The organism is Brevibacterium sp. GP-SGM9 (assembly GCF_047300845.1).
Lineage (GTDB): Bacteria > Actinomycetota > Actinomycetes > Actinomycetales > Brevibacteriaceae > Brevibacterium.
On sequence record NZ_CP178563.1, the window covers coordinates 1,320,458 to 1,342,694 of the forward strand.

The 22,237-nt window shown below is 67.0% G+C and carries 17 protein-coding genes; 3 read left to right on the forward strand and 14 right to left on the reverse strand.

What is annotated here, in order from left to right; all coding sequences use genetic code 11:
* Positions 1–5: 5 nt before the first annotated feature.
* The 4 genes from folE to ACH82I_RS06095 all read right to left on the reverse strand — a co-directional run bounded on the left by folE (position 6) and on the right by ACH82I_RS06095 (position 4,775).
* Positions 6–629 (reverse strand): GTP cyclohydrolase I FolE, encoded by a 624-nt coding sequence (gene folE / locus ACH82I_RS06080; protein WP_230747113.1) that lies wholly within the window; start codon positions 627–629, stop codon positions 6–8.
* A complete protein-coding gene (gene ftsH / locus ACH82I_RS06085) occupies positions 629–2,761 on the reverse strand; it encodes an ATP-dependent zinc metalloprotease FtsH (protein ID WP_413336185.1) in 2,133 nt (710 codons plus the stop codon). Before ftsH ends, folE begins: the two co-directional genes overlap by 1 nt.
* Before the next feature lie 154 nt (positions 2,762–2,915).
* Complete coding sequence (gene hpt / locus ACH82I_RS06090) at positions 2,916–3,467, reverse strand: hypoxanthine phosphoribosyltransferase (protein ID WP_230747122.1); 552 nt, start codon at positions 3,465–3,467, stop codon at positions 2,916–2,918.
* A 78-nt stretch (positions 3,468–3,545) separates the two neighbouring features.
* On the reverse strand, positions 3,546–4,775 hold the full coding sequence (locus ACH82I_RS06095) for a CynX/NimT family MFS transporter (protein ID WP_230747123.1): 1,230 nt from the start codon (positions 4,773–4,775) through the stop codon (positions 3,546–3,548).
* 156 nt (positions 4,776–4,931) lie between these two features.
* Here ACH82I_RS06095 and ACH82I_RS06100 point away from each other — a divergent pair, with 156 nt between their 5' ends.
* The gene (locus ACH82I_RS06100; protein WP_413336188.1) at positions 4,932–6,176 is read left to right on the forward strand and encodes an amidohydrolase family protein; all 1,245 of its coding nucleotides are present in this window, start codon (positions 4,932–4,934) and stop codon (positions 6,174–6,176) included.
* 13 nt (positions 6,177–6,189) lie between these two features.
* On the opposite strand, the gene tilS is transcribed toward ACH82I_RS06100, so the two are convergent.
* From tilS to dacB, 3 genes are read right to left on the reverse strand one after another with little or no spacing between them, the layout of a single operon-like run.
* Positions 6,190–7,230 (reverse strand): tRNA lysidine(34) synthetase TilS, encoded by a 1,041-nt coding sequence (gene tilS, locus ACH82I_RS06105; protein ID WP_413336190.1) that lies wholly within the window; start codon positions 7,228–7,230, stop codon positions 6,190–6,192.
* A complete protein-coding gene (locus tag ACH82I_RS06110) occupies positions 7,217–8,233 on the reverse strand; it encodes a zinc-dependent metalloprotease (RefSeq protein WP_413336192.1) in 1,017 nt (338 codons plus the stop codon). The genes tilS and ACH82I_RS06110 overlap by 14 nt, the downstream gene beginning before the upstream one ends.
* Positions 8,230–9,645 carry a D-alanyl-D-alanine carboxypeptidase/D-alanyl-D-alanine-endopeptidase gene (dacB, locus tag ACH82I_RS06115; protein ID WP_413336194.1) on the reverse strand — a complete coding sequence of 472 codons (1,416 nt, stop codon included), beginning with the start codon at positions 9,643–9,645 and terminating at the stop codon, positions 8,230–8,232. The genes ACH82I_RS06110 and dacB overlap by 4 nt, the downstream gene beginning before the upstream one ends.
* 105 nt (positions 9,646–9,750) lie before the next feature.
* On the opposite strand from dacB, the gene ACH82I_RS06120 reads away from it, so the two are divergent.
* Entirely contained in the window at positions 9,751–10,239 is a 489-nt protein-coding gene (locus tag ACH82I_RS06120; protein ID WP_230747146.1) for an inorganic diphosphatase, read from the forward strand.
* 245 nt (positions 10,240–10,484) lie between these two features.
* Positions 10,485–11,129, forward strand: coding sequence for a VOC family protein (locus ACH82I_RS06125; RefSeq protein ID WP_230747148.1), 645 nt, complete (start codon positions 10,485–10,487; stop codon positions 11,127–11,129).
* A gap of 215 nt (positions 11,130–11,344) precedes the next feature.
* Here ACH82I_RS06125 and ACH82I_RS06130 read toward each other — a convergent pair whose 3' ends face one another.
* The 7 genes from ACH82I_RS06130 to ACH82I_RS06160 form a co-directional block, all read right to left on the reverse strand.
* On the reverse strand, positions 11,345–13,906 hold the full coding sequence (locus tag ACH82I_RS06130) for a PhoX family protein (RefSeq protein ID WP_413336196.1): 2,562 nt from the start codon (positions 13,904–13,906) through the stop codon (positions 11,345–11,347).
* Between the two features lie 177 nt (positions 13,907–14,083).
* The gene (locus ACH82I_RS06135) at positions 14,084–14,845 is read right to left on the reverse strand and encodes a CPBP family intramembrane glutamic endopeptidase (protein WP_413336198.1); all 762 of its coding nucleotides are present in this window, start codon (positions 14,843–14,845) and stop codon (positions 14,084–14,086) included.
* A gap of 35 nt (positions 14,846–14,880) precedes the next feature.
* Positions 14,881–18,750 carry an efflux RND transporter permease subunit gene (locus ACH82I_RS06140; RefSeq protein ID WP_413336200.1) on the reverse strand — a complete coding sequence of 1,290 codons (3,870 nt, stop codon included), beginning with the start codon at positions 18,748–18,750 and terminating at the stop codon, positions 14,881–14,883.
* Positions 18,751–18,861: 111 nt separating this feature from the next.
* A complete protein-coding gene (locus tag ACH82I_RS06145; RefSeq protein WP_230747164.1) occupies positions 18,862–20,148 on the reverse strand; it encodes an MFS transporter in 1,287 nt (428 codons plus the stop codon).
* Positions 20,145–20,981 carry a nitroreductase family protein gene (locus tag ACH82I_RS06150; RefSeq protein WP_230747166.1) on the reverse strand — a complete coding sequence of 279 codons (837 nt, stop codon included), beginning with the start codon at positions 20,979–20,981 and terminating at the stop codon, positions 20,145–20,147. Before ACH82I_RS06150 ends, ACH82I_RS06145 begins: the two co-directional genes overlap by 4 nt.
* Entirely contained in the window at positions 20,982–21,512 is a 531-nt protein-coding gene (gene msrA / locus ACH82I_RS06155; protein WP_230747178.1) for a peptide-methionine (S)-S-oxide reductase MsrA, read from the reverse strand.
* A gap of 58 nt (positions 21,513–21,570) precedes the next feature.
* Positions 21,571–22,236, reverse strand: a complete 666-nt coding sequence (locus ACH82I_RS06160) for a peptide deformylase (protein WP_413336203.1) — start codon at positions 22,234–22,236, stop codon at positions 21,571–21,573.
* Between the last annotated feature and the right edge of the window lies 1 nt (position 22,237).

Here is a 22,237-nt window from a genome sequence, read left to right on the forward strand (position 1 = left end):
GTCCACTACCCCCGCAGGATCAGGCTCATCGCTTCTGCTCGGGAGGCGGTCTCCCGCAGCTGGCCGCGGACGGCCGAGGTGATCGTCGAGGCTCCGGGTTTGCGGACCCCGCGCATGGTCATGCACAGGTGCTCGGCCTCGACGACGACGATCGCTCCGCGCGGTTCGAGGTGTTCGACCAGTGCGTCGGCGATCTGCGTGGTCAGCCGTTCCTGGACCTGCGGACGACGGGCGTAGATCTCGACGAGGCGGGCCAGCTTTGACAGGCCGGTGACCTTGCCCTGCTTGCTCGGGATGTAGCCGATGTGGGCGACGCCGTGGAAGGGCACGAGGTGGTGTTCGCACATCGAGTACAGGTCGATGTCGCGGACGAGGACCATCTCCTCGTGGCTGATGTCGAAGGTCACTCCGAGGACTTCGGAGGGATCGCGGTGGAGACCGGCGAAGACCTCCTCATAGGCGCGGGCGACTCGGGCGGGAGTCTCGAGCAGCCCCTCCCGGTCGGGATCCTCTCCGACGGCGATGAGGATCTCACGCACGGCGGCGGCGATCCGCGCCTGGTCGACCTTGTTCTCGTGCCCGGCGGGGGCCGTGCCGAGGCCGGCGGTCACCCCTTCGATATCGGCCATCAGATGCCGTTCCCTCTGTCGTCGTTCGGGTTGATCGGCCCGTTGGGGCCGGTCGGGCCTGTCGGGCCGTCGGGGCCGGTCGGTCCGCTCGGGTTCTCGGGAACGTGCGGACCGTTGACACCGGTGGGGCCCGCGCCCGGGATGTCGGTGGTGTCCACCTCGGCGCCGGTCGAGCCCTCACCTTCGGACTTGCCGTTGGCCGAGGGCGGCGGATCGATCGGACCGCGTTCGGAGACCGGACGATCGTCGTGGGCCAGCCACACCTCGCGGGTGGGACGCTTGACGACATCGGCGAAGATCGCCTCGAGGGCGGCCTGGTCGAGGGTCTCGCGTTCGAGCAGCTGGTAGGCCAGATTGTCGAGCACGTCGCGGTTGTGGGTCAGCGCCCAGTAGGCGTCGGCGTGGGCGGAGTCGACGATGGTCCTGACCTCGGCGTCGATCGAGGACAGGGTCGAATCCCCGTACTCGTCTCCCCCGCCGTAGCCGCGGCCGGCGAAGGGCTCGGACTGGTCGTCGCCGATCTTGACCATGCCCAGCTTCTCGCTCATGCCGTACTGGGTGACCATCTTGCGGGCGATGCCCGTGGCCTTCTCGATGTCGTTGCTGGCTCCGGTGGTCGGGTCGTGGAAGACGATCTCCTCGGCCACGCGCCCGCCCATGGCGTAGGCGAGCTGGTCGAGCAGCTCATTGCGCGTCGTCGAGTACTTGTCCTCGCTCGGCAGCACCATGGTGTAGCCCAGGGCCCGACCGCGCGGAAGGATCGTCACCTTCGTGACCGGATCCGTCTGGTTCATCGCCGCCGCGACCAGGGCGTGACCGCTCTCATGGTAGGCGGTGACGAGGCGTTCCTTGTCGTTCATCAGGCGGGTCCGCTTCTGGGGTCCGGCGATGACGCGGTCGATGGCCTCATCCAAGATCCGGTTGTCGATGACCTTCGCGTTCTCACGGGCGGTCAGCAGGGCCGCCTCGTTGAGCACGTTGGCCAGATCGGCACCGGAGAATCCGGGGGTGCGCTTGGCGATCTGCCCGAGATCGACTTCCTCGGCCAGGGGTTTGTCCGCGGCATGGACCTCGAGGATGTGCTTGCGGCCCTTCATGTCCGGGGCTTCGACGGGAATCTGCCGGTCGAAGCGGCCCGGGCGCAGCAGCGCCGGGTCGAGGACATCGGGGCGGTTGGTCGCGGCGATGAGGATGACATTGGTCTTGACGTCGAAGCCGTCCATCTCAACGAGGAGCTGGTTGAGCGTCTGCTCGCGTTCGTCGTGGCCGCCGCCCATGCCGGCGCCGCGCTGGCGGCCGACGGCGTCGATCTCGTCGATGAAGATGATGCAGGGGGCGTTGGTCTTGGCCTGTTCGAACAGGTCGCGGACGCGGGAGGCGCCGACGCCGACGTACATCTCGACGAAGTCGGAGCCGGAGATCGAGTAGAAGGGCACTCCGGCCTCACCGGCCACGGCCTTCGCGAGCAGGGTCTTACCGGTGCCCGGCTGGCCGTAGAGGAGCACGCCCTTGGGGATCTTCGCACCGACAGCCTTGAACTTCTCAGGCTCGGCGAGGAATTCCTTGATCTCCTCGAGCTCTTCGAGAGCCTCGTCGACTCCGGCCACGTCCTTGAACGTGACGTCGGGGTTCTCCTTGTTGACGAGCTTGGCCTTCGACTTGCCGAAGTTCATCATCTTCCCGCCCGACATCTGGGAGATGAGGAACCAGAAGACAACGAAGATGATGACGAAAGGGATGAGGGTTCCCAGCAGGGACATCAGCCAGGACTGCTTAGGCACCTCGTCGGTGAATCCCTTGTCCGGGCTCGCGGAGTCGACGGCCTTGACGACCTGCTCACCGCGCTGCTCGACGTAGAAGAACTGGACCTTCTTGCCGAAGTCCTGGTCGCCGACCTTAAAGTCCTCTTTGAGGGTGAGGTCGACGCGCTGGTCCTTGTCGACGATCTTGGCCTGCTCGACCTTGTCGTCGCCCAGCAGATCCAGACCCTGTTCGGTGTCGATCTGGCTGAACCCGACCCGGCTGAAGAGCAACGCCCCGATGGACACCACCAGCAGGGCCATCACGATCCAGATCAACGGCCCCTTCGTCGCCTTGTTGAGCAGTGGGCGACGCTTGTTCGACTCGGCCATAAGTCCTCTCAGGAAAAAGATGTGGGCAACCGCTTCAGGCTACCGAGGCTGCCTGGGAACATCCCCCACAGCCTAGTCCCTGTCACCGGTATAGCCCGAATGGGACCGGCGTTGTTACCGGTCCCAGCGGATCCGATTGCGCTCTCGACGTAATTCAGCTGTAGACGTGCTGCGCCAAGGTCGCGACGAAGGGAACGTTGCGATACTTTTCGGCGTAGTCGAGGCCGTAGCCGATGACGAACTCGTTGGGGACGTCGAAGCCGACGTACCTGACGTCGATGTCGACCTTGACGGCCTCGGGCTTGCGCAGCATCGTGCAGATCTCCACGGTCGCCGCCCCGCGGGTGCGCAGGTTCTGGACCAGCCAGGACAGGGTCAGACCGGAGTCGATGATGTCCTCGACGATGAGCACATGGCGGCCGGTGAGATCGGTGTCGAGGTCTTTGAGGATGCGCACGACGCCGGAGGACTTCGTCCCGGAGCCGTAGGAGGACACGGCCATCCAGTCCATCGTCACCGGGGAGTGCAGGGCCCGGGCCAGATCGGCCATGACCATGACCGCGCCCTTGAGGACGCCGACGAGGAGGATGTCCTTGTCCTTGTAGTCTTCATCGATGGCGGCGGCCAGCTCAACGAGTCGTGCGGCTATCTGTTCTTCCGAGACGAGTACCTGGTCGATGTCACTGCCGAGATCGTTGATGTCCACTGCGGTCGATTCTCCTCGTATGGGGTGGGTGTGCCTCCATTATGGGTCACCGACGACCCGCCGTGCCACCGCGGAGGGTCACAGTGTGAGTTCCTCGTCGACCGAACCGGGGGATGCGGCGAGGAATCCGGTCACGCCCATGAGCGTCGAGACTCCGACCATGAACCACAGCGGCACCGCCCATCCCCCGCTGAGACCGAGGAGTCCGCCCACGGCGAGCGGGCCGATGGCGGCGAGGATGTAGCCGGAGGACTGCACGAAGGCGGAGGTGCGAGCGGTCACCGAGACCTCGCGGGTTCGCCCGGTGATGAGGGCGAGTGCGGCCGGGAAGGCGAAGCCGCCGTAGGAGAGGAGGATCGCCCACAGCGCGGGGACCGCGGTCGGGGCCAGCAGCAGGCCCGTGTATCCGATGACGGCGCTGAGAGAGAAGCTGAGGAGGAAGAAGCGCGGCAGGATGCCGCGCATGATGATCTGCGGGGCGAGGAAGCCGCCGGGAATCCCGCCGAGGGTGACGATCGTGAGCATGATGCCCGCGGCCACCGGATCGAGGCCCGCGTCCCGGTAGATCTGCGGCAGCCACCCGAATTGGACGTAGGCGTTGACGGACTGGAGCCCGAAGAACATGGCCATGTACCGGGCCTTGGAGGAGGTGTATATGTGGCGCCGAGGCGACCCTGCGGCATCCGTCTCGGGCGCGCTCGCGCGCAGGTTGGGCACCGATCCGGCCAGTCTGAGCACGGTCCAGGAAAGCAGAGCGCAGGCGGGCAGGAGCACCCAGAAGCCGAGACCGAAGCGCCAGTCCTCGAAGTGTCCGGCGATGGGGGCGGTGAGGAAGGCGGGGAACATCGAGCCCAGGCCCAGCGAGACTGTGAAGGCGGTGGCGCCGAGTCCGGCGCGGTCGGGGAAGCGGGTCTTGACGAACACCGGCAGGATGACGTTGCCCAGCGACATTCCGGCCAGGGCGAGGACGGTCAGCGCGGCGAATCCGACCCAGTCGCCGACGAGCACCCGGGCGCCGACGCCGAGGGTGATGAGCGAGCAGGCGATGACGAGGGAGGTGAAGAGGCCGACCCGGCGCAGCAGCGGCACGGCGAGGAATCCGCAGATCGCGAACACGAGCCCCGGCAGCGCGGTGAGCAGCCCCGTCTGCCATTCGACCAGGGCAAAGGCGGACTTGACCTCGGAGAGCACCGGGCCCAGCGAGGAGGCTGCGGGACGCAGCGAGCAGGCGATGAGGATGAGGGTGAGCAGCGCCAGCGCATCGAGCCCCCGCCCGGTGCGGGGTGCTGCGGTGGGCTCAGTGGTCATGGCCTCATCCTTTCAGACGGTTCGGTGTCGGTTCGCACCCGGATCGGCTGAGGTTCACATCCGGAACTGTGGAGGTGCGCCGGGTATCCCTTCCGAGGCGAGCTTCAATGGTATACCGTTTAAGTGACCGCCTGTCCCCGCTCGAAAGATGCCGCCATGACCCTGCTGACGAACGTCCGCCTGTTTTCCCGTCGGCCCGATGATCAGGCCGTCGATGTGGAGATCGCCGCTGGGCGGATCTCCGGCATCACCGCCTCGGCGGGATCGCCGGTTGAGACTGCCGGCGAGACCATCGACGGCGGGGGCAGGCTGCTGCTGCCCAGCCTCGGCGACGTCCATGCTCATCTCGATTCGAACCGGATGGGTCAGACCTTCCGTCCGCACACCGCCGATGGGACCCTGCACGGGTACATCATGAACGATCGGGAGAACTGGCGCGGCGGCGAGCGCAGCGTCCGCGATCAGGCGGCCTTTGCGATCGGGGCGATCATCGCCTCCGGCGGCACGCGGATCCGATCGCATGCGCAGGTCGACGCCGACTGCGGTCTCGAGCGCTTCCGTGGGGTCCGTGATGCCCTGGCCGATCATTCCGATGTCCTCGACTCGCAGCTCGTCGCCTTCCCGCAGGCCGGGATCGTGTCCGAGAAGGGGGTGCGGGATCTCCTCGATGCGGCACTGTCCGAAGGCGCCGATCTCGTCGGCGGACTCGATCCGCTGCTCTATGATCGGGATCCCGTGGCCCACCTCAACGTGGTCTTCGCTCTGGCCGAGAAGCACGCGGCAGGCGTCGACATCCACCTCCATGAGGGCGGCAGCGCCGGCGTGTTCTCGATGGAGGAGATCGCCGCCCGGACGAAGTCCCTGGCGATGGAAGGCCGGGTGACGATCTCCCACGCCTTCGCCCTGAGTTCGAACCCCGAATCGGAGGTTCGCCGCGTGATCGAACTCCTCGCCGAGGCGGGCATCTGCCTGACCACGGTGGCTCCTGCCAAGAGCGTCCTGCCGCAGACGCTGCTGACAGAGAACCGGGTGGCCCTCGGCCTCGGAGAGGACGGGCAGCGCGACTACTGGAGCCCTTACGGCGACGGGGATCTGCTGCGGCGGACCTGGCAGCTGGCCTTCACGAACGGGTTCCGGGCCGATGCCGCTATCGAGCACTGCCTCGACATCGCCTCCCGGGGCGGCGCCCAGGTGATGGCCGGGGCCAGACCCGACGGCTCCGCACTGACCGAGGATGCCAGGTTCGGGCTGGCCGTCGGCGCCCCCGCGGACTTCATGCTCGTCGATGCCGATACGGTCACCTCGGCGATCATGGACTGCCCGACGGACCGTGACGTTTACAAGGCGGGTCGGCTGATCGCCTCGGGCGGACGGCTGCTCGGCGGGCTGCGCCTGGACTGACGAGGCGAGAGTCTCAGCGGGCCTTGGCGGCGAGCTGAAACCGCAGTCGGGATCCGGCGATGATGACCTCGGTGTCCCCGGGCAGGGACAGCCGGCCCCGCTTTCCGGCTCTGATCAGGGCGGAGAGTTCGGCGATGCGTTGGGCCCCGAAGCTCTGGGCCGGAACGCCGAGGGAGGTCAGCCAGTCGCGCAGCACTCGGGTGAGGATCGCCTCGGGCAGGGCGGTGAGCCGTTCGAAAGGGATCTCGGAGTGTCCGCGCAGTTCGGCTGCGTCCTCCTCGGCGATGGAGTCGAGGCAGTCGGCATCGGTCCGGCACAGTTCGGCGGTGCGGGAGAGGTTCGCGGTGATCGGCTGCCCGAGTTCGGTCTCGAGCCGGGCGAGGAGTCGGCGGGTGCGCACCCGCGCAAAGGACTCGTCCTCGTTCATCGGGTCGTCCCACACGGTGATGTTCTGTGCCGCACACGAAGCGGTGGTCTCGGCCCGGGTCAGGCCGAGCAGGGGACGCAGCAGCGCCCCCGTGCGCGGGGCCATTCCGGCCAGGGACCGAGTGCCGGAGCCGCGCATGAGTCCGAGCAGCACGGTCTCGGCCTGGTCGCTCTGGGTGTGCGCGGTGAGGATCCATCTCGCCCCGGCCCGTGAGCGCGCCGCCTCGAGGGCTGCGTAGCGGACGTCCCGGGCGGCCGCCTCGAGGCCTACGGTGCCGGCGTCGACGGAGACGGTGCTGATCTCTGCGGGCACACCCCAGGATTCGGCGGTGGCGAGGACACGGCGGGCCACCTCGGCGGAACCGGTCTGCAGTCCGTGGTCGACGGTCACCGCGCGGGCCTCGCACTCCCCGCGGCGGTGGAGGAAGGCGCAGGCGTGGAGCAGGGCCATCGAGTCCGCTCCCCCGGACACGGCGAGGATGATGCGTGGCGGGGCACCGGTCCCGGGTCCGACTTCGCTTGCGTTCACCTCGGCCAGCAGGGCGCGCACGGCATTGCGGATGGCGCTGCTGGCGGGGTCGAGGCTCGGACGGCGAGGCGGCGGGCCGGGTGTCTCAGCCGTGGACACGGTCGAGCCACAGGCGTGGGGTCTGGATCTCCGCGCTCGTCGGAAGATTGCGCACCGAGGCGTAGATGGCCGAGAACCCGGTCTGGCCGACCTCGCGGCGGATTGCGCGGACGAACTTCGCCCCGTCGCGGTACTGCGCGAGCTTGAGATTCAGGCCCAGCAGATTGGACAGGAATCCGCCCTGTCCGGCGTCGCGGCGGGCCTCGAACTTCCGGCGCAGCTTCCGCACGCTCGGGATCACTTCGATGCCGACCTCGTCCATGACGACGTCGGCGTGGCCTTCGAGGAGGCTGAGTATCGCCGAGGCCTCATCGAGGGCTTCACGCATGTCCTCATCGCGGATGAGGTCGACCATGCTGGCCTCGCCCTTGACGATCCGGCCGAGGGTGGCGAAGAGATCCGCGACGCCTCCGATCCCGGAGACCTTGAGCGGGGTGGCGACGACGCGGGAGAGCAGGGTGCGCATGTGCTCGCGCAGCCAGGGTGCGGTGGCGAACTGGACCTGGTGGGTCGCCTCGTGGAGGGCCACCCACATCCGGAAGTCACGCGGGTCGACGTTCATCGCCTCCTCGGCGATGAGCACTGCCGGGGCGACGAACATCAGGCGTCCGGTCTCGACGGCGAAGGGGTCGAATTGGCCGAGCACCCTGGTCGAAAGCAGCGAGAGGACTCCGGCGAGTTCGACGGCCGCGCCTTTCGCCGTGGCCGGACCGACCGGGGCCGGCAGGGCACCCGGTTCGACCATGCCGTTGATCGACTGCGCGTTCGCCTTAACCCAGCCGAGCTGGTCGAGGACGAGCACGGAACCTGCGGCCAGGCGCGAGCGCACGTCATCGGCGTGCTCGGGTGTCAGCAGGAAGGAGTCGAGGACGAGGTCCTGGGCGGTCAGCGCATTGTCCTTGAGTCCGGCGACCAGCTGGTCGAGTTCGTCCGGGTCCGGGACCTTCGCGGTGGGCACGAGTTCGCGGGCGGTGCGGGCGGCGAACTTCTCGTCGATGATCATCGGCACCCGCAGTTCGCGAGCACGGTGACGACATCGTCGACGGTCTTTCTGGCTTCCAAGATCCTGTCCTTGTCCACATCGTCGATCTGCAGGGAGAAGACGAGATAGCGCCCTTCGGCGTCGAGCACCCCGCCGGCCAGGGAGGTCACGGTCGAGAGCGTGCCCGTCTTCGCGTGCACGGTGCCGGCGGCGTTCTCGTCCTCGGTCAGCCGCTCGGTCAGCGTTCCTGTCAGTCCGCCGACCGGGAAGTAGCTGATCAGCCCGGCAAGGGAGTCATCGGCGACCACCGAGGCCTGGAGGATCGTCGTCAGGTCGTGCGGGCTGATCCGGTTCTCGTAGGACAGCCCGGAAGTGTCTTCGAGATGGATGGTGCCCAGGTCCAGGGAATCGCCGAGGGCGGCAAGCACCGCTTCGGGTCCGGCCTCGATGCTGCCGGGTTCGCCCTGGGCGATGGCGACCTCGTTGCCGAGCACCTCGGCGACGACGTTGTCACTGTGCACGAGCGCGAATTCGACGATCTCGGAGAGCGTCGCCGATTCCACCTCGGCGAGGGGCTCTGCATTCTCATCCGCGGCCTGATCGCCTGCGTCGCTGCTGTCGGTGACCGTGATTCCGGCCTTCTTCAGCTCCTTCTCGAAGGTGGAGAAGGCGTCCTTGGCGGGCTTGTCGCTGCGGCCGCGCCATGCACGGTCCTTGCTGCCGACGTAGCCGGAGTCGACCATCAGCGGCTGGATCGGGGTGATCACGCCCTTGGCGATGTCCGCCCGCTCCCAGCCGGGACTGAAGTCTTCCCCCGAGTACCGGGACGTATCCAGGTTGAGGGCCACCTCGGCGACGTTCTTGCTTTTCAGGGACTCAGCGGTCTGCTCAGCCAGGGTCTTCAGTCCGCCGTGGCCGTTGACGGAACCGGGGTCGGACTCCCCCGCGGACAGCAGCGGGTCCCCGCCGCCGGTCAGGGTCACCGTGTCGGTGGAGGCGTCGAAGCTCGTCGTGGTCTTCAGCCGCGCCTGACCGCCGATGGTCTCAAGGGCGGCGGCCGCGGTGAGCACCTTCGTCACGGACGCCGGGGTGCGCGCCTTGGTTTCGTCCTTCGCGTAGAGGACGTCATCGCTGAGCCCATCGCGGACTTCGATGCCGAAGCCCTTGACCTTCGCGTCCTTGAGGATCGCGTCGACCTCCTCGGGGATCTTCGTCGGTGTGGGAGCGGAATCGTCGACCGCCGAGGCCGGCGCCGGGACCTCCTTGCCGGTGGCATCGGGGGTGGGCACGGCCTGGACCTCGATGGCGGGGTCGGTGGTGAGGAACCCGGGCATCCCGGGGACGAGATCATAGGCGTCGACGACGGTGTAGGCGCCCAGGGCCAGGACCACGATGCCGGCGGTGACGACGGCGCCTGTCTTCTTCCGTTTCAAACGCGAGCTCCCGTTCTTCTGACCGCATTCCGGTCGCTGTGCTCATCGGTGGTGGGGACTTGTAAGCTCTATTCTAGTGATGCACGCCTAGCTTGAAGGAGCACTATGGAACTCTTGGCCACGATCGAGATCCCGCGCGGTTCGCGCAACAAGTACGAAGTCGATCATGAGACCGGTCGGGTGAAGCTCGACCGCTACCTCTACACGTCGATGCAGTACCCCGCCGACTACGGCTTCATCGAGGACACCCTCGGCAATGACGGCGACCCTCTCGACGTGCTCGTGCTGCTGACCGAGCCGCTGTTCCCCGGCGTGCTCGTCGACGTCCGGCCCATCGGCATGTTCCAGATGGAGGACGAGGCAGGCGGCGACGACAAGGTCCTCGCCGTTCCGGCCGGCGATCCCCGCTGGGAGGGCTTCGGCGACATCGGCGATGTCGACAAGTTCACCCTCGACTCGATCGAGCACTTCTTCACCCGGTACAAAGATCTCGAGCCCGGCAAGTTCGTCAAGGGATCGAGCTGGGTCGGCCGTGAGGCCGCCGAGGCCGAGGTCAACGCCTCGATCGAGCGCTTCAAGGCCGAGGGGCACTGAGGCTCGACACGCCCAGCCGCGACCGCTGAGTCGCGGTTGGCGCAGTGACACCTGCGTAGCGCTGTTCGCGCTGCGACGACCGCCCGGACGTTGAACGTCCGGGCGGTTGTCTGTTCTGCGCCGGCTGTGGGCGCGTCTCGGGTGCGGCGCGGTCGTGGCCTCGGGGTGTGCGGCCGTGGTCTCGATCACAATTTCTTAGGTGAGCCTAATGGGAAGTGTGAGCCAGGTTATGCGATTGTCGAGTCATGAAACTCGATCATGTGTCATTCGCCAGTGAACCCGATGGCTACCAGGCAACGGCCGAGAGGATCTCGGAGCGGCTCGGTGTGGTTCCCTACGACGGCGGTGTGCATCCTCGATTCGGCACCAGAAATCTGATCTTCCCCCTCGCGAACGGCCACTACCTCGAAGTCGTCGAAGCCTTGGAGCACCCGGCCGCGCTGTCAACACCCTTCGGTCAGGCGGTTCGGGCGCGGTCCGAACTCGGCGGCGGCTGGATGGGCTGGTGTGTTTCGGTCGATGACCTCACCGAAGTCGAGACCCGCCTTGAACGCAAGGCAGTCGACGGCAACCGCACACCGGAGACCGGCCTCGAGCTCAGGTGGCTGCAGATCGGAGTCAAGGGGCTCATCGCCGATCCCCAGCTCCCGTTCTTCATCAAGTGGTCCGCCGACTCGTCCCAGCACCCTTCGTCCCACAAGACCAACGGGGCGGTGGCCATCGACACCCTGCAGATCGCCGGCGATCGCGATCGCCTCCGCGACTGGCTGGGCACCCAGGACGCCAAGCCGATTCCCGAGATCCACATCGACTGGTCCGCACCCCACGGCACTCCGGGCATCATGTCGGTGAGCTTCGAGACGCAACACAACGGCCTCGTCACCATCTGAGCCGTCTGAGGTCCGGTTCCGAGGCCCGCAGACCGGGACTCACGCGTCCCTCACTGTCCGCAGCGCCGGAGAACTCAACCCAACAAGCAAGTTCAGGACGATCCGTGCGGGATTCTATAGTCAGATTCCGCACGGATCGTCCTGAACTCGTCTTCAGCGACTGATCCGATCGTCAGACTGCTCCATTCGGCCACATGGCCGGCAGACTGGCATGGTCACTCGCCAGTAGTCTCGTCCTCGAACTGAGTGTCCGCTCCGCCTTCGGCCTCGCCTGCCTTCTTGCGCTTCATGTGCGCAGCGGTGGCCATAGCACCGCCGGCGGCCAGCAGACCCGCACCGCCGCCGAGCAGCGGAAGCGTGCTGTCCGAACCGGTCCACGGCAATTCGCCGCCGTCCGAGCCGCCGGAACTCGAACCTCCGCCGTTCGAGCCTCCTCCGGAGCCTCCGCTCGCGTTCCCGCCGGAACCCGAACCTGAACCGCCCGAACCGCCCGAACCCGAACCGCCGGAGCTGCTCGATCCGCCCGAATTCGATGCCGCGCCTGCCGCTGCGGCATCCTTCGCGCCGTCCTGTGAGCCGGCCTTCGAACCGGTGCTGTCGGCAGACGAACCATCCTTCGACCCGTCGTCACCACCGGATTCGTTCGCCGAGCCGTCCTTGTCGGCCGAGCCGCCGTCGGCACCGTCGGAACCATCCGCATCGGCGTCCTTGTCATCCGGGTCCTCCGGCGGATCGGTCGGGGTCTCGCCGCTGCCCTTGATCACCTGCACGACCGTGGGCCGCGGGAGGGCTGCCTTGCCGCCATCGACGTCGGTCTCGTCGACGTAGTCGGGGAACTGCGAGTGCTGATCGGACCATTCGCCGTCCTCGCCGGGGTGCTGGACGGCGACGAACGCCGAGGCGTAGGAGTCGTGGACCAGCGGCCCGCAGACTTCGGCCTCACGCGGCACGGAGAGGAACTGCTCGACACGTCCGCGCTGGTCACCGTCGATGGTGACCTTGAACAGTCCATCGCAGTAGCCGATGCCGTCAGGGGCGCCGTCGGTCGAGATCCACAGGTTGCCTGCGGAGTCGAAGGCGACGTTGTCGGGGCACGAGATCGGCGAGACCTGATCGACGGGGAATCCCGAGAAGTAGGTCTGATCGCCCTGCTTCGGGTCTCCGCAGACCATCAGCAGGGTCCAGTCGAATTCGGTCCCGGTGTGGTCTCCCCCGCGTTCGGTGATCTCGACGATGTGGCCGTCGCGGTTCTCCGTCCGCGGATTGGCCTCGTCGACTCCGGCCTTGCCTTCGGTGCCGCGGGCGTCGTTGTTCGTGCACGCCACGTAGATCTTGCCGTTGACCGGGTTGGGTTCGACATCCTCGCAGCGGTCCATCTTCGTCGGCCCCACCTTGTCGGCGGCCAGACGGGTGTGCACGAGCACCTCGGCGACGGACATGCCCGCCACCTGCGACTTGCCGCCCTTGATCAGCGGCAGCCACTTTCCGGATCCGTCGAACTCCCCGTCGGAGGGCACGGCACCGGAGCCGTCGATCTCGTCCTTCGGCGAGTTTCCGGTGAACTTCGCGACGAACAGGTCACCCTCGGTCAGCAGGGTGAGGTTGTGGTCGAGATCGCCCTCGACGTACTTGCCCTTCGAGACGAACTTGTAGAGGTAGTCGAACTTCTCGTCGTCGCCCATATAGGCCACGGCCTGCCCGGATTCGGCGATGCGGACATTGGCGCCCTCGTGCTTGAGACGGCCCATGTTCGTGTGCTTGCGGGGTGTGGAGTCCGGGTTGCGGGGGTCGATTTCGACGATCCACCCGAACCGGTTGGCCTCATTGGCGTATCCGGCATTGTTCGTGTCGAAGCGGTCTTCATCGGCCTCCCAGCCGTTGGCCGATTCCTCATCGGCAAGTCCGTAGCGCTTGTCCGCCGCCGAGGTGCCCGGCGCCCGGAAGTAGGAGTTGAAGTTCTCCTCGCCGGAGAGCAGGGTGCCCCAGGGAGTCAGCCCGCCCGAACAGTTGCCCAGGGTGCCCTGCGCCTTGTCGCCGTTCGGGTAGTCCTTGGTGCGCAGCAGATCGGATCCGGCGGCGGGGCCGGTGAAGGCGTATTCGGTGTCGATGAGGAAGCGCCGGTTGTGCTTGCCGTTGACATCGACCTTCCACGGGGACTTCTCGTCGTCGCGGACCAGGTCGATGACGGTCAGGCCGTGGGCGTTGCGGCTGATCTCCCGCTGCGTGGCCGCATCCATCGACTCGGGGTACATGATCGCGTCGTTCGTGTATTCCTGGTTGGCGAAGAGGATCGCCGTGTTGCCGTCGCCGTCCTCGTCGACCTGGATCGAGAGGTAGTCGTTGTTGTAGCCGAACTGGCGGCGCTGGGCCTCGACGCTCTGGTTCTCGGGGTCGAACTTCGGTGCGTCCGGGAACAGGGGGTCGCCCCAGCGGACGATCGGATGCCAGGAGTAGCCGTCGGGGACGATGAACTTGTCGACTTCGTGCTGGACCGGATCGATCGCGGTGAAGTCGAGGCTGCCGCCCGCGGTGCCGGCTGCTGCGGCGGCCTGTGCGCTGGGGCTCGGTGCCGTGGTCACGGCGACGGCGAGCGCACCGGCCGCGGAGACGCCCAGCATGGCGCGTCGCGAGAGCTGGGCTCCCACGATGTCACGGAAGTAGCCGTTGGCGGAGGTGTTGCAGGTGGCCTTGATGCAGGCGTTTCCGCACTTGAGTGCGCAGGTGACGGGGCTTCGCTTTCCCTTCACATGGCCGGCCATGGGCAGAAGTTCACGCATCGATTTTCTCCTCGCAACGGTTCTGGTGAGTCACTCGATCGAGACTTCCAGCGTCAACTTGCCCGGGCGCTACCCGTCGGTGAACCGAGAGTGAACCCCCGCGGAGCAGTAGATTTCGTCAGGGAAACTTTGCCTAAAGACTCAGCGGCGTCGGGCTCGCCGATTTCGTCTATAGCTTCAGCGACTGTCGACGAGGGTGAGCACGCCGGGGGCGAGGAAGCCGACCGCGTCGATGATGAAGTGCGCCCACACGAGCGGCATCAGCCGCCCCCGGCGCATGAAGTACCAGCCGAAGATGAGGCCCATCGCGACGTTGCCGATGAATGGCCCGATCCCCTGATACAGGTGATAGCTGGCGCGGAAGACTGCGAGGCCGATGATGATCGTCCACGGCCCGTACCCGAGCCGGCGCAGGCGTTCGGCGCCGAAGCCGAAGATGATGACCTCTTCGAGGATGCCGTTCTTCGCGGCCGCGAGGAGGAGCACCGGAACCGTCCACCAATGGTCGCCGAGGTTGGCCGGCTGAACCTCGGCGGTGATCCCGAGTGCCCTGCCGCCCGCGTAGACCCCGAGGGTGCCGATGCCGATGATGAGGAAGATCAGCGTGCCCTGACCGAGGTCCCGGACCCGGTGACCGTCGACGCCGAGGCGGGCGCTCAGGTGCCCGGCGCCCTGGTCCCTGGTCAGCAGGTAGAGGGCGAGGGCGACGGGCACCAGGGTGAAGCCGATGTCGAACAGCTGGTAGATCAGGTCGAAGCCGGGCCGCGGGTTCAGCGAGGTGTTGAGCTTGGCCTGGGCATCGCTGATCGGCCCGCGGGTGGAGATGTCGGCAAGCCGGACGATCGCGTAGATCGCCGACTGACCCAGCGACAGCGCCGCAACGAGACCGAGCTCGAACCACAGGCGCTTCTTCTCCTGGGGTTCGAGCTCGGTCATCATGGATCCCACTGTAGCGGCACGGGAGGGTGCCTGAGTCAGTGCTTCGGTTCGTCCTCCGGCCCACGATCCCGTGCATCCGAGTCAGGCGCGTCCGTGCTGGGCACATCAGTGTCAGGCGCCGCCTCGGTGCGGGCGGCCTCGGTGGGGGCCGCCTCAGTGTCCCGGCGCTCCTGCGTCGCGCCGTTCCCCGACGCCGAGGCGGTTGTCGAGGACCGCTGTGACCGTGCGTTCGCGGTCTCGGCGGCTCGCGCCTCGGCGACGTCGAGGACCTGCCCGCGGGCGAGGTTCTTCACGTACTTCTTCTCCGCCCGGCGTTCCTTGACTCCTTCGAGGAGGAGGTAGAGGACGGGGACGAGGATGAGCGTGAGCAGCGTCGAGCTGACGAGTCCGCCGATGACGACGATGGCCAGCGGTTTGGAGATGAACACTCCCCCGCCGGTCAGCCCCAGGGCCATCGGAATGAGCGCGAAGATCGTCGCCGCCGCGGTCATCAGGATCGGCCGGTAACGCAGCCGGGCACCGTGGACGATGGCCGTGCGCAGTTCGACTCCGCGGGCTCGGAAGTGGTTGATGAGGTCGATGAGCACGATCGCATTCGTCACCACGATGCCGATGAGCATGAGCAGACCGATCATCGAGGTCAGACCCAGCGGGGTGTCCGTGAGCAGTGAGAGCGCGATCGAACCCGTCGCCGCGAACGGAATCGAGACGAGCAGGATCAGCGGCTGCAGCAGCGACTTGAAGGTCGCGACCATGATGACGAAGACGATGAGGATCGCCGCGAGCATCGCCAGACCCAGCTGTGAGAACGCCTCGTTCTGCTCCTGCGTGGCTCCGCCGGTGTCGACGGAGACCGAATCGGGCAGATCGAGCTCGTCGAGGGCACTCTGCACGTTCGTCGACACGGTGCCCAGGTCATCGCCCTCCGGCGTCACAGACACGGTGGTCGAACGCTGCGAATCCGTGTGGCGGATCGTCGGTGCGGTCTTGACCTCCTTGACCTCGGCTACGTCATCGAGCTTGATGAACCGCGGTTCCGCGGTCGGAGCTGGCGCCCCGGCGTTGGCTCCGGGATCGGCCGCAGCGCCGGCACCGCCACCGGCGCCTCCTGCACCCTCGGCAGCACCTCCGCCTGCACCCCCGGCCGAACCGGCACCGCCGGCTCCACCCGCGGCACCACCGGCGTCGGCAGCACCCGCGCCACCGGCCCCGCCGGCTGCACCCGCGTCGCCGCCGGCTCCGGTGTCACCGCCGGTCGGCGTCGTCTCCTTGGGCTTGCCGGGGATCTTGAGATCGCGCAGCTTCTCGACGGTGTCGGCATTGCGGTCGAAGAGCAGCACCGAATGCGAGACATCGTCGATGACGACCTCTCCGAGGTTCTGCCCATGCATCGCCCGCTGCACGTACTGGCCGATCGAGGCCTCGGTGAGGTTCTCCTCGGCGGCCTTCTTGTGGTCGACCTTGACCTCGATGACGGGCTGGACCGCCTCGACATCGCTGGTCACCGACTGGGCGCCGTCGATGCCTTCGAGTTTGTCGGTCACCTCGTTCGTCGCGTCCTCGAGCTCCTTGGGTTCCGAGGCGGAGAGCGTGACGTCGATGGTCTGCGCACCGGGTGCCGAGGTCTGGCTCTGCACCTCGACCTGCCCGACGTCCTCAAGACCGTCGAACTCATCCTGCAGCTGGTTGGAGATCGACTCCGCGGAGACTCCGGACTTCGAGTTGACGATATAGGTTCCCGTGATCGAGGAGTCGTCGGTGAACCCGAAGGTGGTGCCGCCCAGGGACAGCTGGTAGTTGTCGACGTCGCCGTCGTCTTCGAGGATCTTCTCCACGGGTTCGGCCTGCTTCGAGGCTTCCTCGAGAGAGGTGCCCGGATCGAAGGTCTGGGAGACCTGCAGGGAGTCCTGACCGGTGTCGCCGAAGAGCTCAGTCTTCAGCTGCGGGACCATCGCCCCGGTGCCGATGAGGATGAGCACTGCGACGAGGATCATCACCACCGGGTGTTTGGTGGAGAAGCCGATGACCGGCATATAGGTCTTCTGCAGCCGGGTGACCGGCGAGCGCATTCCGGCGAGTTCGTCGACCTCGACGGTGCCGTCCTCGCTCTCGCCGTAGCGGGGTCCCTCGGTGGCCACAGTTCCCTGGCCCGGCACCGAGGCGGTCGTCTCAGCGCCCGTGGGCGCGCCGATCGAGGCAGTCGCCCCGGTCGAAGCCGCGGCCCGCGCATCCGACGTGGACCGCGCGTCCGAGGTGGACCCCGCACCCGCCTCGGCGCCGGTGGAGGTCTCATCGTGTCGCCCGGTGGCGAAGATGCTGTGCTTCTTCTCCGCCTTCTTCGCAGCTTTCCTCTCGCTGCGCCACTCGGAGAGCATGGACTTCCGGTCGCGACGGATCTCGGCCTTCTCCGCACGGGTGAGCTTGACCTTGGCCTCACGCTGGCGCAGGAACCAGTAGGCGAGCACCGGCACAATGGTCAGCGCCACGAACAGGCTCGAGAGCAGCGCGATCGTCGCGGTCAGGGCGAAGGGCCGGAACATCTCCCCCGTCTGCCCGGACACGAACGCCAGGGGCAGGAACACGGCCACGGTGGTCAGGGTCGAGGCGGTGATGGCGCCGGCGACCTCGGAGACCGCGGCGAGGATGTTGGAGAATTTGTCACCACCCGAGGCATGCCGTCGTCGGATCGCCTCGATGACGACGATCGAGTCGTCGACGACGCGGCCGACGGAGATCGTCAGCGCGCCGAGGGTGAGCATATTCAGCGTCTCCCCGCCCATCCACAGACCGATCAGGGCGATGAGGAGGGAGAGCGGGATCGAGATCGCGGTGATGATCGTCGCCCGCACGGACAGCAGGAAGACGAGGATGACGAGGACGGCGAAGATCAGCCCCAGTCCGCCCTCGTTGAGGAGGTCGTGGATGGACTGCTCGATGAACGGCGCCTGGTCGAAGGCGGAGACGAACTCAGTGTCATCGCCCATCGACTTCTCGAGCTCGGGCAGCTTATCGGCCACCGCATGGGAGACGTCGACGGTGTTCGCGTCGGATTCCTTCATGATCGAGATCGACAGGGAGGGCTGTCCGTTGGTCCGCGAGATCGATTCGATGGGGGCGTCGACGAGTTTGACGTCGGCGACGTCGGAGAGCGTGATCGGGTCGTCCTTGCCGCTGACCACGAGGTCCTTGATGGCATCGACCGAGCGGATGCGGGTGCCGACCTCGACCGGGGCCGTGCCGTCGTCGCCGTTCAGTTCGCCCGCCGAGGTGGGGACGCCGTTGGACTGGAGGATGCCGGCGATCTCGTCGAGGCTGGCGCCTTCGTCTTCGAGGTCGTCGCGGCGGATGGTGATCTCGACCTGTTTGGTCTTCTGCCCGGAGATCATCACCTGGGAGACGCCGTCGATCTTCTTCAGCTCGGGTTCGGCGATGTCGTCGAGGTTGGAGGCGAGCTTGTCCTCATCCGCCTCGGAGGTCACGGACAGGGCGACGACGGGGATGTCGTCGGTGCCCATCATGTTGACATCGGGTTCGACGCCGTCGGGCAGCTGAGGCTGGACCTGGGCGACCGCTCGCTGCAGAGCCTTGATGACATCGTCGGAGTCGTCGCCGTACTTCGTACTCACGGTGATCTGCGCACTGCCCGCCGAGGCGGTCGAGGTCATGTCCTCGACCTCCGGCAGAGCCGTCAGGGCACCTTCGAGCGGGTCGATGACCTCGGATTCGACGGCCTCCGGAGTGGCTCCTTCGTAGGAGGCGCTGACCGTGGCCTGTGGGTTCTCGAGGGAGGGGAAGAGCTCCTGCTTGAGGGCTCCGGCACCGATCACACCGAAGATCACGGCGACGACGGAGATGAGTGCGATGAGTGCGCGGTTCTTCAGGCTCAGGCGGGTCAGAAAACTCACATGGGGACTTTCTCTTCGAGGGGCCCGGCGCCGCTGACACGCGCCGACTTCACCATCCTAGTGAGTGTGAGGTCCACGGCACATGAGGATAACCTGAATTCTCGACGTCCCTCAGTCGGTCTGAACCCGCACCCGCGGACGCGTCTCGCGGCCGGTGAACCACACCCCCGCGGCGATGAGGCAGAGCGCCCCGGTGAGCACGAACGCCCACGAGTAGTCGAAGTGGTCGACGACGGCTCCGGCGATGACCGGGCCGAGGATCGCCCCGCCGTCGAGGGCCATCTGATACTTCGAGAGCACCCGTCCGCCCTTGCGGTCACGGCCGATGACATCGGCGACGGTCGCCTGCTGGGCCGGGTTGGCCAGGCCGGAGCCGATGCCGGCGAGGACGGAGAAGACGAAGAACAGCCAGATCGAGTCGGTGAAGGCCAGAGCTGCGGTGGTCACGCCCAGGCTGAGCAGCCCCCATTGGATGAAGGGCTTGCGACCGTAGGTGTCGGCGAAGCGGCCGACCACGGTCACCGCCGAGGCGTTGCCGATGGCGAACATCGTCAGGGCCAGACCGGCCACTGCGGTGTCGGCTTTCAGCGCTTGGATGGCGAAGAGCGGGTAGATGGCGACACGGATGCCCATGGCCGACCAGCCCTGGACGAAGGCAGAGAGCAGTGCGGACCGGTAGGCGGAGTCCTGCCATGCCTGGCGGAAGGTCATGACCTTCATCTGCTTTTCGTCCTTCGTCGCTTCGAGGCGGGCGCGGCCCGATTTCGTCGAGGAACCGAAGGATGCGGTGGAGGCGAGGAAGATGCGCACGACGATGGCGGCGATGACGAGACCGACCGCGTAGATGATGAAGGGGATGCGCATCCCCCAGCCGGCCATCGCCCCGCCGAGCACGGGGCCGGCGATGTTGCCGACGAGGAAGGCGGTGGCGTAGGTCGAGGAGGCTTTGGCGCGGGCGTCGACCGGGGCCAGGCGGATGATCAGCGCCATCGCAGAGACGCTGAACATCGTCGACCCGATGCCGCCGAGTCCGCGGAAGATCAGCAGCTGCCAGTAGTCCTGGGCGAAGGCCACGGCGCCGGTGGAGGCGGCGACGATGAGCAGACCGGTGATGTAGATGCGACGTTCCCCGAAGGCGTCGACGAGGCGGCCCGAGGTGGGTGAGAAGACGAACCGGAAGAAGGCGAAGGAGGAGACGACGATGGTCGCGGCGGTGACGCCGAAGTCGAAGCTCGCAGCGAACTGCGGGAGCACCGGGGCGATGATCCCATAGCCCAGCGCCACGATGAAGGCGGCCGCGACGAGGACGTAGATCTGCTTCGGGAGTCTGCGATCATCTTCCGTGGCTGCGTCGGTGGGGTTCGCGTCCGGGCCTGTCTTCTCGTTCTCCTCGCTCACAGCGTATCGAGGAACTGTTCGGGCTCGGGCAGGGGGCGGGTGCTCGTCTGCAGGCGCTGTCGGTAGCGGTCCGGGATCGCACCGATGTAGAACCAGCCCATGAGCAGTTCGTTCGCCTCCAGTCGGTGCAGACGCCGCACGGACGGTTCGTTGGTGAGGTTGCCCGAGCGCCACATGACGCCCCAGCCGGCCTGCCACAGGGCGAGTTCGAGCAGGTGCCCGGCTCCGGCGGCGACGGCGTGCTGTTCCCAGTCGGGGACCTTCGGGTGGTCGGACGATGAGGAGACGAGGGCGAGGATGAGTTCGGCTCGCAGGGGCTTCTCGTTGATCTCGCCGGGTTTTCTTGTCACTCCGGCCGCTTCGTCGAAGGCCTCGCCGAGGCGGATGCGGTCGTCCCCGCGGATAATGAGGAAGCGCCAGGGGCGCAGTCCCTTGTGGTCGGCGACCGAGGAGATCGTGCGGATGATCTCCCGCAGGTCCGCATCGTTCGGGGTCAGGGATTCGACCTTGGAGATCGAGCGGCGGGCGGCGATGGCGCTGAGCACGGGGTCGGCTGCGATGTCGATCGCAGTCGGCGTCGAATAGTCGGGTCCGCGTGAGCCCGCCGAGGTGGCCGAGCCGTGTCCCTGATCAGGCGCGGTATCGGTCGCGCCCGCCTCGGCGCCGCCGTGGACCGTGGTGCTCTCAGATTCCGCGGCGAGCTTCTTCGCCCACGTCCCGGATTCGCCGTCGAGGAAGTGGGCGCGCGCCCGCTCCTTGGCGAGCTTCCGCGCCGCCTTCTCCTTCGGACAGTCGGACTTCCTCTTCGAGCCCTTGTCCTTGTGCTTGCCCATTCACCCCACCCAATCCGCAAAGGCCTCCCGTGCGCGGGAGAGCTTCGGATCAATGATGACACGGCAGTAGCCGTTGTCGGGGTTCGCGGTGTAGAAGTCCTGATGGACCGCCTCGGCGGGGTAGAACGTCGAGAGCGGTTCGAGGGTGGTCACGATCGGAGAATCGAAGAGTTCCTGCGCCTGCGTGATGGCGGCGGCGAAGCGCTCCTTCTCCGTCTCGTCCCGGTAGAACATAGCCGAGCGGTACTGGGTGCCGACGTCGTAGCCCTGGCGGTTGAGGCTCGTCGGGTCGTGGCCGGTGAAGAAGAGTCCGAGGATGACGCTCTCGGGGACCACGTCGGCGTCGAAGGTGACCTGGAGCGCCTCGGCGTGGCCGGTGGTCCCGGAGCAGACCTCACGGTAGTGCGGGTCCGGGGTGTGACCGCCGGTGTAGCCGGAGATCACCGAGGTGACTCCGGTGGTGCGCTGGTAGACGGCGTCGAGGCACCAGAAGCAGCCGGCGCCGAGGGTGAGGGTACGAAGATCGCTCATATTTCCTACAACGATGTGCGCGTGCGCTTATTCCCGGAGCACCGACATCAGGACTGGCTCACATCACCATGGCGCTGGGCAGGGAGAAGCCGAGTTCGGCCGCGGCCTGCTGTGTCGAGGGCTGATTCCAGAATCGGGCGACCGAGGTGTTCGTCGCCAGGGAGCGCATCTCGGCCTTGTCGAGGAACAGGATCCCGGACAGGTGGTCGGTCTCATGGGCGACGATGCGCGCCGACCAGCCGGTGACCAACTCGGCGAGGGGATTGCCGTCGAGGTCGAGACCTCTCAGGTCGATCTCTCGGGGACGGGCGACGACGGCCTGGTAGCCGGGGATCGACAGGCAGCCTTCGAAGAAGGCGACGTCCTCGGAACCGGCACGCTCATACTCGGCGTTGAGGACCACGCGCAGGGGCATGGGGTGGCGCTGCCGCACCTTCGCGACCTCGGGGTCGAGGCTGCCGGGGTCCTCGGCGACGAACATCGACAGGCCGATGCCCAGCTGTGGCCCGGCGAGGCCGACGCCCGGGGCTGCGAGCATGGTCGCCCGCATCACCTCGGCGAGTGTCGCGAGTTCGCCGTCGTCGACCTGCCCGTCGAAGGGGCGGGTGGGCGAGCGCAGGATCGGGTCCCCGGCCTCGACGATCGGGGCCACTCCCCCGTTGTCCGCCGCGGCGGTCAGCACCGAGCGGATCTGGGCGGCGATTCGAGTGTCAGCGTCGTTCATG

Bases quoted from the DNA above. Each gene is read 5' to 3' on its own strand.
- folE (WP_230747113.1), bottom strand. From the start codon at position 629: ATGGCCGATATCGAAGGGGTGACCGCCGGCCTCGGCACGGCCCCCGCC.
- ftsH (WP_413336185.1), bottom strand. From the start codon at position 2,761: ATGGCCGAGTCGAACAAGCGTCGCCCACTGCTCAACAAGGCGACGAAG.
- ACH82I_RS06095 (WP_230747123.1), bottom strand. From the start codon at position 4,775: ATGACCACTGAGCCCACCGCAGCACCCCGCACCGGGCGGGGGCTCGAT.
- ACH82I_RS06100 (WP_413336188.1), top strand. From the start codon at position 4,932: ATGACCCTGCTGACGAACGTCCGCCTGTTTTCCCGTCGGCCCGATGAT.
- ACH82I_RS06110 (WP_413336192.1), bottom strand. From the start codon at position 8,233: ATGATCATCGACGAGAAGTTCGCCGCCCGCACCGCCCGCGAACTCGTG.
- ACH82I_RS06120 (WP_230747146.1), top strand. From the start codon at position 9,751: ATGGAACTCTTGGCCACGATCGAGATCCCGCGCGGTTCGCGCAACAAG.
- ACH82I_RS06125 (WP_230747148.1), top strand. From the start codon at position 10,485: ATGAAACTCGATCATGTGTCATTCGCCAGTGAACCCGATGGCTACCAG.
- ACH82I_RS06130 (WP_413336196.1), bottom strand. From the start codon at position 13,906: ATGCGTGAACTTCTGCCCATGGCCGGCCATGTGAAGGGAAAGCGAAGC.
- ACH82I_RS06135 (WP_413336198.1), bottom strand. From the start codon at position 14,845: ATGATGACCGAGCTCGAACCCCAGGAGAAGAAGCGCCTGTGGTTCGAG.
- ACH82I_RS06150 (WP_230747166.1), bottom strand. From the start codon at position 20,981: ATGGGCAAGCACAAGGACAAGGGCTCGAAGAGGAAGTCCGACTGTCCG.
- msrA (WP_230747178.1), bottom strand. From the start codon at position 21,512: ATGAGCGATCTTCGTACCCTCACCCTCGGCGCCGGCTGCTTCTGGTGC.
- ACH82I_RS06160 (WP_413336203.1), bottom strand. From the start codon at position 22,236: ATGAACGACGCTGACACTCGAATCGCCGCCCAGATCCGCTCGGTGCTG.